Below are 12318 nucleotides of genomic sequence, written 5' to 3'. Positions count from 1 at the left end.
CATTAATTAAAGGTACCTAATTATCTTAGGTGGCTGAATGAATGTAATGGGTTCATCTCGTTTTGTTTGTTTACGATAGTGATTTTATTTTCAATTTGAATTATCCAAAAATAAGTAAAGCGACGGGGATGGTGATTAATAGCGACAATGCCACGCGTAAAAACCAAATGATGATGAGTTTCCAGACAGGTATTTTAATTTCAGTTGCTAGTATACATGGCACTAATGCTGAGAAAAAGATAATGGCTGATACGCTTACTACACCGACGACAAATTTAGTACTCATTGCAGCTTTAGTTACTAACAAAGATGGTAGAAACATCTCTACAATAGAAATCGCTGACGCTTTTGCAAGTAAAGCCTGATCAGCAATTGGGAAAATATAAATAAATGGATAGAAGATATAGCCAAGCCAATCAATGAATGGTGTATAGTTCGCTACAATCAGTCCTAAAAAACCAATCGATAATATAGAAGGCAAAATACCAACAGTCATTTCTAAACCGTCTTTCAAATTGTCCCAAACGTTCTTCACGAGGGATGGTGTTAATGCACTTTGTTTCATCGCCTCTGCATATGCAGTTTTCAGTCTGCTTCCTTCAATAGCAACTTCTTGTTCTCCTTCTTGTCCGTTATAATATTCTGTTGATTCATTGGTGATTGGCGGTAGCCATGCAGTAATTGCAGTCACGACAAATGTGATGACTAAAGTTATCCAAAAGTATAAATTCCAATGCGGCATTAATCCTAAAGTTTTAGCAACGATAATCATAAAAGTTGCTGAAACTGTTGAAAAGCCAGTCGCAATAATCGTGGCTTCTCGTTTGTTGTACATTCCTTGCTTATAGACACGATTAGTAATCAATAATCCTAAGGAATAACGGCCGACAAACGAAGCTACTGCATCGACAGCGGATTTTCCTGGTGTTTTAAAAATAGGTCTCATAATAGGCTCCATATAAACACCGACAAATTCTAATAAGCCATAGCCTACTAATAAAGAAAGCGCAATTGCACCTACTGGAATTAAGATACTTAATGGCATCATTAATTTTTCAAACAAGAACGGACCATAGTTAGCTTTAAATAGTATTGATGGACCGATTTTAAATACATACATTATACCAATCATTGCACCTGCAACTTTAAATAATGTAATGACCAAGTTTGTGATTGAAGTCATAAAAGTACGTCTCACTATTGGTAACGCTGTACCAATTAAAATCATAATCAGTGCAACATAGGGCATAAGTGGACCTATGATTGAGCGAATGGCTAGATGAACATGATCGACGAAAATAGTGTTGTTACCATTAATCGTAAAAGGAATAAAGAAACATAGTATGCCCACTAAACTATAGACAAAAAAACGCCATGCACTTGGTTGTTGTGCATTAGAATGATATTGATTCATTAAAGCAACCCCTTTGTTTAAATGAATACACAAAACTGTATGATGCATCTTCCCCTTGATGAGATGAATCATTATTTTAATTTAGAAAAATCTGAAAACTTACTATAATTGTATAGTTTGAATTATTTTCATACCAATACAAATTAACTAATTATATATAGATTGAAACTATATTACTTAATAAAATATTTATCTTAAATGTTGTTGTGTTGATTCAACGCCACAACTAAAAGTGTTTATAAATTATTTGGAAATGTACATATTTGTAAATGATTAGTATCGATTTAATATCGTATTATTAAATTTTTATTAATTTTGTAGTCTTAATCAAAAAATAATATATGTCATGTTATATTGAAGGTGCAGTTGTTTTTCATTCTCAAGAGGGGGTCAAAAAAATACTTTTGAGGTGATTATATGTTAAGAGGACAAGAAGAAAGAAAGTATAGTATTAGAAAGTATTCAATAGGCGTGGTGTCAGTGTTAGCGGCTACAATGTTTATTGTGTCATCACATGAAGCGCAAGCCTCGGAAAAAACACCAACGTCTAATGCAGCGGCACAAAAAGAAACACTAAATCAACCGGGAGAACAAGGGAATACGATAACGTCACATCAAATGCAGTCAGGAAAGCAATTAGACGATATGCATAAAGAGAATGGTAAAAGTGGAACAGTGACAGAAGGTAAAGATACGCTTCAATCATCGAAGCATCAATCAACACAAAATAGTAAAACAATCAGAACGCAAAATGATAATCAAGTAAAGCAAGATTCTGAACGACAAGGTTCTAAACAGTCACACCAAAATAACGCGATTAACAAAACTGAACGCCAAAATGATCAGGTTCAAAATACCCATCATGCTGAACGTAATGGATCACAATCGACAACGTCACAATCGAATGATGTTGATAAATCACAACCATCCATTCCGGCACAAAAGGTATTACCCCATCATGATAAAGCAGCACCAACTTCAACAACACCCCCATCTAATGATAAAACTGCACCTAAATCAACAAAAGCACAAGATGCAACCACGGACAAACATCCAAATCAACAAGATACACATCAACCCGCGCATCAAATCATAGATGCAACGCAAGATGATACTGTTCGCCAAAGTGAACAGAAACCACAAGTTGGCGATTTAAGTAAACATATCGATGGTCAAAATTCCTCAGAGAAACCGACAGATAAAAATACTGATAATAAACAACTAATCAAAGATGCACTTCAAGCGCCTAAAACACGTTCGACTACAAATGCAGCAGCAGATGCTAAAAAGATTCGACCACTTAAAGCGAATCAAGTACAACCACTTAACAAATATCCAGTTGTTTTTGTACATGGATTTTTAGGATTAGTAGGCGATAATGCACCTGCTTTATATCCAAATTATTGGGGTGGAAATAAATTTAAAGTTATCGAAGAATTGAGAAAGCAAGGCTATAATGTACATCAAGCAAGTGTTAGTGCATTTGGTAGCAACTATGATCGTGCTGTAGAACTTTATTATTACATCAAAGGTGGTCGCGTAGATTATGGTGCAGCACATGCAGCTAAATACGGACATGAGCGCTATGGTAAAACATATAAAGGAATCATGCCTAATTGGGAACCTGGTAAAAAGGTACATCTTGTAGGGCATAGTATGGGTGGTCAAACAATTCGTTTAATGGAAGAGTTTTTAAGAAATGGTAACAAAGAAGAAATTGCCTATCATAAAGCGCATGGTGGAGAAATATCGCCATTATTCACTGGTGGTCATAACAATATGGTTGCATCAATCACAACATTAGCAACACCACATAATGGTTCACAAGCAGCTGATAAGTTTGGAAATACAGAAGCTGTTAGAAAAATCATGTTCGCTTTAAATCGATTTATGGGTAACAAGTATTCGAATATCGATTTAGGATTAACGCAATGGGGCTTTAAACAATTACCAAATGAGAGTTATATTGACTATATAAAACGCGTTAGTAAAAGCAAAATTTGGACATCAGACGACAATGCTGCCTATGATTTAACGTTAGATGGCTCTGCAAAATTGAACAACATGACAAGTATGAATCCAAATATTACGTACACGACTTATACAGGTGTATCATCTCATACTGGTCCATTAGGTTATGAAAATCCTGATTTAGGTACATTTTTCTTAATGGATACAACGAGTAGAATTATTGGTCATGATGCAAGAGAAGAATGGCGTAAAAATGATGGTGTCGTACCAGTGATTTCGTCATTACATCCATCCAATCAACCATTTATTAATGTTACGAATGATGAACCTGCCACACGAAGAGGTATCTGGCAAGTTAAACCAATCATACAAGGATGGGATTAACTTGTGTTAAAAAGCCTTTAATATCAGTTGTTACAAAGGATTTGTAGCGTCTTTAAAAATAAAAAAGGGCAGAAAAAGGGCAGATACCTTTTAGTACACAAGTTTTTCTAATTTTTGCTCTAACTCTCTGTCCATTTTCTCTGTTACATGTGTATACACCTTTATAGTCGTTTTTTCATCTGTATGTCCTACTCTTTTCATAATTGCTTTTAACGATATATTCATTTCCGCCAATAAACTTATGTGTGTATGCCTTAGTGTGTGAGTAGTAACTTTTTTATTTATATTTAATGATTCTGCAGCTGAGGACAATCGTTTGTTTATCCTACTGCCTTGCATAGGATTTCCTTGGCAAGTTGTGAATATAAACCCTCTATCAACATAGCTTGGTTCCCATTGTTGCATCTTTTTATTTTCTAACATTATTTTTTTCAATACATTTGCTATCCTTGAATTGATGGCGATTTTTCTTCTTGAACCTGCGGTCTTAGTAGTATCTTTGTGACCAAATCCAGCATTACATTTGATTCTGTGAATAGTACCGTTAATATCGATCGTCTTATTTTTGAGGTCTACATCTTTAACTTGGAGCGCTAATAACTCACCTATGCGCATACCTGTTAAAGCTTGAACTTCAACAGCCCCAGCAACTAAAATACGAGCTCTATACTGCATGTTATTATCGTTCAGTATAAAATCGCGTATCTGTATTACCTGTTCCATCTCTAAATAGTTATACATTTTCGCTTCTTCTTTTTCTATATCTTCTATCGTCTTACTCTTCTTTGGTAGTGTGACGCTATTTAATATGTGTTCGTTTGGATAATTGTAAAATTTAACGGCGTATTTAATAGCTTCTTTCATATGTCCAAGTTGACGCTTTACCTGATTTTCAGAATATATGTTTGATAATTCGTTAATAAATGTTTGCATGTACTTTGTATCAATTTTGTTTAAAAGTAAATTTTGAGAACTGTTCTTTTTGATGTTTTTGATTCTTGTTTTCAAATTATCAAGCGTCGTTACTTTAAAGCCAGATGTTTTTGTATGATATTCAAACCATTCATCTAATAGTGTATGAAAAGTCAAAGTTTTTAAAATGCTTGATGACTGGTTATTCAATTTTTCTTTTATTTTTTCTTCTAAACGAAACATTGCTTCTTTTTGAGATTGTTTTGTATTCTTGTTCAACACAACACTTACGCGCTTCCATTTATCTGTGTATGGATCTTTATACTTCTCGTAGTATCTGTATTTAGTTTCGTTATTTTTGTTTTTAAATTTTTCAATCCACATGTTTATACCTCCTGCAAGAACGTATGTTCTATAAAATATTAAAAAATAATAAGGGTAGTCGGGCTACCCAAAATTTAGTACTAGGTACTAAATATGTTATAATAAAATAAAAAGTAGGTGATAAGATGACTCAATTTCTAGGGGCGCTTCTTCTTACAGGAGTTTTAGGTTACATACCATATAAATATCTAACAATGATAGGTTTAGTTAGTGAAAAAAACAAGATTATCAATACTCCTGTATTATTGATTTTTTCTATTGAAACATGTTTGATATGGTTTTATACTTTTATAATTTTTAATAATGTTGATTTAAAAAATTTGAGTTTACTTCAGTTGCTTACAGGTCTAAAAGCAAATATTTGGTTTCTAATTATTTTTGTTTTAACAGTGCTTGTATTTAATCCTTTAATTGTTAAATTCATTATCTGGTTAATTAATGAAACAAGAAAGTTTATGAATTTGGATTGTATAAGCTTATTAGACAAAAGAGACAAGTTGTTTAATAACAACGGTAAACCAGTATTTATAGTTATTAAAGACTTTGAAAACAGAATCATTGAAGAGGGTGAACTTAAAACCTATAATTCAGCTGGTAGCGATTTCGATTTACTAGAGGTTGAGCGACAAGATTTCAAAGTATCTGATTTACCGTCAAACGATGAATTGTATATTAAACATACACTTGTAGACCTTAAACAACAAATTAAATTGGATTTATATTTAATGAATGAATATTAATCTTTTTTCTTAGCTTTTTCTGATAAAGTGCTTTTTAAGTTTTCGCTGGCACCCGGCTTTTCAAAACTTTTGTTTATTGGGTTACTACGGGTAGCTTCTTGTTTTTTGTTTTTATCCGCCATAAAATTCTCACCACCATTCAACGTCTACACTAGTAGGCGTTTTTGAATTTTTTTTTAATCCTTTTTCTCGTCACGCTATATAGGTACTTTTAATCGTAATTAAAGCCAAGTTTATTTAAAATCTCTAAATAATCTGACGACTTTGCCCGTAATGTTTACGTCATTTATTTTTGACATTGGGTAGTTTCTATCTTTAATGGTAACGTAATTAGATAATCGCTTTAGGGTAAATGTGTCATCTGAGTTAAATATAATTTCACAAAAATATTCATCAGTCGCAGTTCCGTTTCCAGGACAGTAAACAGTAATTATATCTCTGTCAAAGATAAAGTCCATTACATCATCATCCTGATCTAAAATGTAGCAAACAGTCATATCTTCATTTTCAACTCTTCTTGCGCTATTTATAGTAGTTATTGGTTGTGCAACTAATTTGCCTTTTGCCTCTGTGTATCTTTTTGGAAATTCCACATAATTCATTAAATCGATTGTTTTATTTGTTTCCATATTAGCTCTTCTTTCTTATATTGTTTTATTAGTTAATATTGGCTCCTGGTACTGCGCTAGCACCAGCTCTTGCTTCGTCTTCTTTTCCTTTTTTGTACTCTTCAAAAGCTTTAGCCTGTTCATCTTTAGTCCAGCCAGGCGAAACGACATACTCATCATTTAAATTAGTATTTTGTGAATCGTTTTTATTTATATTTGCAGGAGTATTATTAGATGGATCTGAATTATTATTAAGTTGATTGTTTTGTGATTGGTTTTGATTGTTTGAATTATTTTGTATGCTATTATTAGGTGGATTTTTATCTTCAACTTTTTTCATTTTTTCTTGTTGCGTTTTTGGTTTGCTATCTTTGTGTTTTTGTGTTTGTGACTTTTTATTTTCTTCTTTTTTTGGTTTTTCTTTTTCACCACAAGCTGTTAAAGCTAATGTACTTACTAGTAGCAGTCCGATTACTTTTTTCATATGTATCTCTCCTTTGTTTATATTTATATTAAAGCGCTAAATATACGTTATTAATCACAATACAACTTTGCCCATTACTTTAATATCACTAAACGAAGCGACTTTGATATCATCATACTTCGGATTTAGAGATACCAAATTAATATAGTCTTCGCATATATCTACACGCTTGATAAGACTTACTCCATCTAATACAACGAGTGCAATTGTACCATCTTTAATAGAATCTTCTTTCTTAATAAAAGCGTATGTTCCTTGTTTTAACATAGGTTCCATTGAATCACCATTAACTAAAATACAAAAATCAGCATTTGATGGCGTTTCGTCTTCTTTAAAAAATACTTCTTCATGCAATATGTCATCATATAATTCTTCTCCTATGCCAGCACCAGTTGCACCACATGCAATATACGATACTAGTTTAGACTCTTTATATTCATCTATAGAAGTGACTTTATTCTGTTCATCTAATTGCTCATTTGCGTAGTTAAGTACGTTTTCTTGGCGGGGAGGTGTGAGTTTGTTGTATATGGAAGTGATGTCGTTTTTTTTATTATTTCTTGTAGGAAACAAATCATCGATACTGATATTTAAAATATGAGCAATTTCAAACAAATCATCTTGTTTAGGAGTTCTGTACCCTGTCTCATAATTTGAAATAGTAGCTTTTTTAGTGTTGAGTTTTTCTCCAAGTTGATCTTGAGTTAAGTTCAATTTGGTTCTATAGTATCTGATTTTATTGCCTATAAATTTCGCTAATTCTTTTTTATCCATTTTCTTACCTCCTTAAATTTACCTATAGTATAACCCAATTATTTTTGGTATTCAACAAAAAAATACACGAAAAGCAAACTTTTATGTTGACTCAAGTACACGTATCGTGTATAGTAGGTTTTGTAAGCGGGAGGTGACAACATGCAATGGAATTTAATAAAGTTGAGAAAAGAAAGAAAGTGTACTCAAGAAGATTTAGCAAACCTCTTGAATATATCAACTGAAGGTTATCGTTTAAAAGAATTAGGAAAGCATCAATTTAAGAATGATGAGATGTTTATTATCGCTGATTTTTTTGACGAAAATATTGGAGATATTTTTTTACCCACAAAGTACACGAAACGCAAACAAACATCTTAAAGGAGACATAACAAATGCAAGACCAATCATTAAAATTAGTAAAACTACAACTAAAATATCATAACCTTTCAGGACAAATTGAAGCTTATGATAAATCACTTAAAGAAATAAGATACACTCGAGATCTTTTCAACAAACATCTAAGCATGAATAACGAAGACGCATTTGCTGGTTTGGAAATGGTAGAAGATGAAATTACTAAAAAGCTACGAAGTGCTATCAAAGAGTTCCAAAAAGTAGTGAAAGCGTTAGACAAGCTTAACGGTGTTGAAAGCGATAACAAAGTTACTGATTTAACAGAGTGGCGGAAAGTGAATCAGTAACATTCACTTCTTAATATAACCACGCTTATCAACATCCACATTGAGCAGATGTGAGCGAGAGCTGGCGATGATATGAGCCGCGTTTAAATACATTCGATAGTCATTGCGATAACCGTCTGATGAATGTGGGTGTTGAGGAAAAAGGAGGATACTCAAATGCAAGCATTACAAACAAAATCGAACATCGGCGAAATGTTCAACATACAAGAAAAAGAAAATGGAGAAATCGCAATCAGTGCAAGAGAGTTATACAAGGCTTTGGAAGTCAAAAAACGTTTTAGCGCTTGGGCAGAAATTAACTTAAAGCATTTTAAAGAAAACAGAGATTTTACAAGTGTACTTACAAGTACGGTTGTTAATAACGGAGCTGTAAGACAACTAGAAGATTATGCTTTAACACTTGATGTAGCTAAACATGTTGCGATGATGTCAGGTACAGAAAAGGGTTTTGATTTTAGAGAGTATTTCATCCAAGTTGAAAAAGCTTGGAATAGCCCAGAAATGATTATGCAACGTGCTTTAAAAATTGCTAACAACACAATCAATCAATTAGAAACAAAGATTGAACGCGACAAACCAAAGATTGTATTTGCGGACGCAGTAGCTACTACTAAGACATCAATTTTAGTTGGAGAGTTAGCAAAGATCATTAAACAAAACGGTGTAAACATCGGGCAACGCAGATTATTTGAGTGGTTACGTCAAAACGGATTCCTTATTAAACGCAAGGGTGTGGATTACAACATGCCTACACAGTATTCAATGGAACGTGAGTTATTCGAAATTAAAGAAACATCAATCACACATTCGGACGGTCACACATCAATTAGTAAGACGCCAAAAGTAACAGGCAAAGGACAACAATACTTTGTTAACAAGTTTTTAGGAGAAAAACAAACATCTTAAAAGGAGGAATAACAAATGAACATTCAAGAAGCAACGAAGTTAGCGATGGAAAAAGGAATAAGTATAAGGAGAGAAAATCAAGATGTGTATGGGATATTACCAACTAATTTGCAGCGTTATCAATGCCTAGTCGTATCTAGACACTATAAGAAAAAAAGACAAACCGCCGGCGGAAGGTGGCAGCCTAGCGCAGACGATTTAATAGCAGATGATTGGATTTTAGATTATTAATTTTTTCAAATCTCTAATTAAACCCATAAGTGTTTTGTAATCTTTTTTGGATTCTGATTCTGAGTAGGCGATACCTTCTCGAGAAAGAGCCATCTCAAGAAAACCGCCATCTTCAGCAGAAGCAATTACAAAATCTCTATGCTTTAATTCAAGAACTGCATCGATATAGTCTTCAAAATTAAAACCTAAAAAGAAAGCGTTAAATGAGGATTCATCACTACCGAAATAAGATGCAGAACGTTTAGACATACCTTCGTCAATTCTATCAAGGTAAATTGAATAAAGTTGTAAAAGAACAAATTTAGCTTCATCAGTCATAAGTCATTCACCTCCTTAATAGGAGTATAGCAGAAAGGAGCATAAACAATATGCAAGATATGAAAGAACTTTATTCTTTAAAAATCCAAAAGAAGAATTTAAATAATAAACAAAAGAATTTAATGTCTGTAATTAATCAATGTATTGAACTAGAAAAGTTTTCTTACACTGAAATTAAAAAAGTTCTCTACCTAATTGATAGAGAACAAAAGTATTTAGCTAATAACCGCGCATCAATAAAGACTTAAAACTTTTAGATTATCGAGTTCAACAAATTTTAGAAGGTGTTCTATCAGAAAGTACCACATACGGTGATGCAAGAAATAAATTAGAAACATTGAAAATTATTGCTGAATCTCATTTTAAAACCGAACATGCTTCAGTTATTTACAAATTAGCATTGAAAAAGTTAGACAAAAAAATCAACGCCACTCCAATTAAAGAGTGACGAAAAAGGAGGATTTCAAATGTTTAAGATTTTAAATGATATAAAAACTTCTTTAAAAAACCATCCTTGGGGTTGGAAAGAGCACTTACCTTATTTACTGATGTTAACTCTGTCACTTGTGGCTCTGATTTTCGGTGTTCTGTCCGCGATTCTATGATAACAGGTTTTATATAGATTCCTTACCTCCTCTCTGTAGGAGATAACAATATTATACACGAAAGGAGATGTAACAAATGAGTGAACCAATCAAAGAAAAGTTAGAACTACTAATTCTTAAAACACTTAAACATAAAGAAAATTCAACATCTATCATCAGTAATGACGAGTTAGAAAAGCTATTTAATATGTATAAATATTTAAATGAGCCTAATCAAAAAAGGGTTTGGATAGTAGATTTAATCCCATGTGTAGCTTTGATTTGTGCAACTAGCATTCTAGTAACGCTTTTATTACTAGTGATGCAATTGCTATAGAAATACTGATGATTGTACCAAGAATCCATCTAATCCAGCTGTTACGCGCGGAAAAATAAACATCTTTACCTTTAGATGTTATAGACACGTAACCACTGTATTTCATATACAGAATCGAGAATGAAGAATCTTCAGAAATTTCGAGGTCGTTCTCAACTTGTGTAATCCATTCTTTGCGAAGCATGTATTCAAAGTCTTTATGCTGATCAGATAGTTTTATTTTTTCTTTGCTACAGGCTTTATGTAGTACTAAAAAAGTTGAGATATTCACACACATCACCTCCTTAGGTTGATAACTAAATTATACACGAAAAGAGATGTAACAAATGAACATTCAAAAAGTAATGAAATTAATATTGAAAAAAATTCATGAGATGAGGGAGATTTTAAAAAAGTTCAACAAAAATATCAGACACAAAGATCTAATTGTCATCAAAGTGAAAGATGAAAACAGCGTTCCATTAGTCATTTATAAAGGTGGAGAGCTGAAGAGCAAACGAGTAGTTAAATTTTTATGGGTAACTAGAAACGGAAATTACGAAGGTGGTTACGACATAAACATAGAGCATTATGCAAAGAGTGAAAAAGGCAGACCCGGTAGATATGAAAAATCAGGATTTAGAAGTTTGTTTTTTAAGGAGGATTCACAGTGAACAAATTGTGTAAAACAACCCTCCTCATCACAATGGCAGTTGTGACGTGGAAGGTTTGGAAGATTGAGAAGCACACTAGAAAACCTGTGATTAGTAGCAGGGCGTTGAGTGACTATCTAAACAACAAATCTTTAACCATACCGAAAGATGCTGAAAATTCTACTGAATCTGCTCGTCGCCTTTTGAAGTTCGCCGAACAAACTATTAGCAAATAACAACATTATACACGAAAGGAAAGATAGAAATGCCAAAAATCATAGTACCACCAACACCAGAAAACACATATAGAGGCGAAGAAAAATTTGTGAAAAAGTTATACGCAACGCCTACACAAATCCATCAATTGTTTGGAGTATGTAGAAGTACAGTATACAACTGGTTGAAATATTACCGCAAAGATAATTTAGGTGTAGAAAATTTATACATTGATTATTCACCAACAGGCACTCTGATTAATATTTCTAAATTGGAAGAGTATTTGATCAGAAAGCATAAAAAATGGTATTAGGAGGATATTAAATGAGCAACATTTATAAAAGCTACCTATTAGCAGTATTGTGCTTCACAGTCTTAGCAATTGTACTCATGCCGTTTCTATACTTCACTACAGCGTGGTCAATTGCGGGATTCGCAAGCATAGTGACATTCATATTTTATAAGGAATACTTTTATGAAGAATAAAAAAACTGCTACTTGTTGGAGCAAGTAACAGCATCAAGCACTTAAGAAAAATTTCAAGTTAAATATAAAATGAAAAACGGAGGAAGTCAAGATGTATTACGAAATAGGCGAAATCATACGCAAAAACATTCATGTTAACGGATTCGATTTTAAGCTATTCATTTTAAAAGGTCATATGGGCATATCAATACAAGTTAAAGATATGAACAACGTACCAATTAAACATGCTTATGTCGTAGATGAGAATGACTTAG

At 32.9% G+C, this 12318-nt stretch carries 19 protein-coding genes and 3 pseudogenes; 14 read left to right on the top strand and 8 right to left on the bottom strand.

What is annotated here, in order from left to right:
* Positions 1-100: 100 nt before the first annotated feature.
* Positions 101-1414: a YjiH family protein gene (locus tag IDG65_RS12110; RefSeq protein ID WP_052997573.1), complete on the bottom strand. Its 1314-nt coding sequence runs from the start codon at positions 1412-1414 to the stop codon at positions 101-103.
* 417 nt (positions 1415-1831) lie between these two features.
* Here IDG65_RS12110 and lip2 point away from each other — a divergent pair.
* Positions 1832-3766, top strand: a pseudogene (gene lip2, locus IDG65_RS12105) (YSIRK domain-containing triacylglycerol lipase Lip2/Geh); the annotation flags it as partial.
* 93 nt (positions 3767-3859) lie between these two features.
* Here the strand turns inward: lip2 and IDG65_RS12100 are convergent.
* On the bottom strand, positions 3860-5065 hold the full coding sequence (locus IDG65_RS12100; RefSeq protein WP_206174116.1) for a tyrosine-type recombinase/integrase: 1206 nt from the start codon (positions 5063-5065) through the stop codon (positions 3860-3862).
* A gap of 125 nt (positions 5066-5190) precedes the next feature.
* On the opposite strand from IDG65_RS12100, the gene IDG65_RS12095 reads away from it, so the two are divergent.
* Positions 5191-5805: a hypothetical protein gene (locus IDG65_RS12095; protein ID WP_000191459.1), complete on the top strand. Its 615-nt coding sequence runs from the start codon at positions 5191-5193 to the stop codon at positions 5803-5805.
* Here IDG65_RS12095 and IDG65_RS12090 read toward each other — a convergent pair.
* From IDG65_RS12090 to IDG65_RS12075, 4 genes are all read right to left on the bottom strand, one after another.
* Entirely contained in the window at positions 5802-5948 is a 147-nt protein-coding gene (locus IDG65_RS12090) for a hypothetical protein (RefSeq protein ID WP_001013104.1), read from the bottom strand. The genes IDG65_RS12095 and IDG65_RS12090 overlap by 4 nt on opposite strands.
* Positions 5949-6038: 90 nt before the next feature.
* Complete coding sequence (locus IDG65_RS12085) at positions 6039-6434, bottom strand: hypothetical protein (RefSeq protein WP_103213510.1); 396 nt, start codon at positions 6432-6434, stop codon at positions 6039-6041.
* A gap of 28 nt (positions 6435-6462) precedes the next feature.
* Positions 6463-6897 carry a hypothetical protein gene (locus IDG65_RS12080; RefSeq protein ID WP_000755719.1) on the bottom strand — a complete coding sequence of 145 codons (435 nt, stop codon included), beginning with the start codon at positions 6895-6897 and terminating at the stop codon, positions 6463-6465.
* Positions 6898-6951: 54 nt separating this feature from the next.
* A complete protein-coding gene (locus IDG65_RS12075) occupies positions 6952-7671 on the bottom strand; it encodes an XRE family transcriptional regulator (protein WP_000358219.1) in 720 nt (239 codons plus the stop codon).
* 141 nt (positions 7672-7812) lie between these two features.
* On the opposite strand from IDG65_RS12075, the gene IDG65_RS12070 reads away from it, so the two are divergent.
* From IDG65_RS12070 to IDG65_RS12055, 4 genes are all read left to right on the top strand, one after another.
* A complete protein-coding gene (locus tag IDG65_RS12070) occupies positions 7813-8031 on the top strand; it encodes a helix-turn-helix transcriptional regulator (RefSeq protein WP_001198673.1) in 219 nt (72 codons plus the stop codon).
* Positions 8032-8045: 14 nt separating this feature from the next.
* Complete coding sequence (locus tag IDG65_RS12065) at positions 8046-8354, top strand: hypothetical protein (protein ID WP_001153965.1); 309 nt, start codon at positions 8046-8048, stop codon at positions 8352-8354.
* A gap of 156 nt (positions 8355-8510) precedes the next feature.
* On the top strand, positions 8511-9260 hold the full coding sequence (locus IDG65_RS12060) for a phage antirepressor KilAC domain-containing protein (protein WP_001148590.1): 750 nt from the start codon (positions 8511-8513) through the stop codon (positions 9258-9260).
* Positions 9261-9275: 15 nt separating this feature from the next.
* Complete coding sequence (locus IDG65_RS12055) at positions 9276-9491, top strand: Thoeris anti-defense Tad2 family protein (protein WP_001025405.1); 216 nt, start codon at positions 9276-9278, stop codon at positions 9489-9491.
* Here the strand turns inward: IDG65_RS12055 and IDG65_RS12050 are convergent.
* The gene (locus IDG65_RS12050; protein WP_000128907.1) at positions 9480-9809 is read right to left on the bottom strand and encodes a hypothetical protein; all 330 of its coding nucleotides are present in this window, start codon (positions 9807-9809) and stop codon (positions 9480-9482) included. The two genes, IDG65_RS12055 and IDG65_RS12050, sit on opposite strands and share 12 nt — an antisense overlap.
* 50 nt (positions 9810-9859) lie before the next feature.
* On the opposite strand from IDG65_RS12050, the gene IDG65_RS12045 reads away from it, so the two are divergent.
* Positions 9860-10057, top strand: coding sequence for a hypothetical protein (locus tag IDG65_RS12045; protein WP_031865871.1), 198 nt, complete (start codon positions 9860-9862; stop codon positions 10055-10057).
* The gene (locus IDG65_RS12040) at positions 10042-10257 is read left to right on the top strand and encodes a hypothetical protein (protein WP_049316671.1); all 216 of its coding nucleotides are present in this window, start codon (positions 10042-10044) and stop codon (positions 10255-10257) included. The genes IDG65_RS12045 and IDG65_RS12040 overlap by 16 nt, the downstream gene beginning before the upstream one ends.
* Before the next feature lie 23 nt (positions 10258-10280).
* On the opposite strand, the pseudogene IDG65_RS14875 reads toward IDG65_RS12040, so the two are convergent.
* Positions 10281-10436, bottom strand: a pseudogene (locus IDG65_RS14875) (hypothetical protein); the annotation flags it as partial.
* Positions 10437-10490: 54 nt separating this feature from the next.
* Here IDG65_RS14875 and IDG65_RS12030 point away from each other — a divergent pair.
* The 6 genes and pseudogenes from IDG65_RS12030 to IDG65_RS12005 all read left to right on the top strand — a co-directional run.
* A complete protein-coding gene (locus tag IDG65_RS12030; protein WP_001294156.1) occupies positions 10491-10730 on the top strand; it encodes a hypothetical protein in 240 nt (79 codons plus the stop codon).
* A gap of 326 nt (positions 10731-11056) precedes the next feature.
* The gene (locus IDG65_RS12025) at positions 11057-11383 is read left to right on the top strand and encodes a hypothetical protein (RefSeq protein WP_001025595.1); all 327 of its coding nucleotides are present in this window, start codon (positions 11057-11059) and stop codon (positions 11381-11383) included.
* A pseudogene (locus IDG65_RS14870) lies at positions 11380-11479 on the top strand (hypothetical protein); the annotation flags it as partial. The gene IDG65_RS12025 and the pseudogene IDG65_RS14870, both read left to right, overlap by 4 nt.
* Positions 11480-11627: 148 nt before the next feature.
* On the top strand, positions 11628-11891 hold the full coding sequence (locus tag IDG65_RS12015) for a helix-turn-helix domain-containing protein (RefSeq protein WP_001124198.1): 264 nt from the start codon (positions 11628-11630) through the stop codon (positions 11889-11891).
* Between the two features lie 11 nt (positions 11892-11902).
* Complete coding sequence (locus IDG65_RS12010; protein ID WP_000066014.1) at positions 11903-12064, top strand: DUF1270 domain-containing protein; 162 nt, start codon at positions 11903-11905, stop codon at positions 12062-12064.
* 91 nt (positions 12065-12155) lie between these two features.
* Positions 12156-12318: DUF1108 family protein (locus IDG65_RS12005; protein WP_206174118.1), on the top strand; the 163-nt coding region annotated here is incomplete at its 3' end.

Source organism: Staphylococcus sp. EG-SA-17 (assembly GCF_017151845.1).
Classification (GTDB): domain Bacteria; phylum Bacillota; class Bacilli; order Staphylococcales; family Staphylococcaceae; genus Staphylococcus; species Staphylococcus aureus.
Note: the sequence above shows the minus strand (reverse complement) of the source record. Positions and strands in the feature narration are given on the sequence as shown.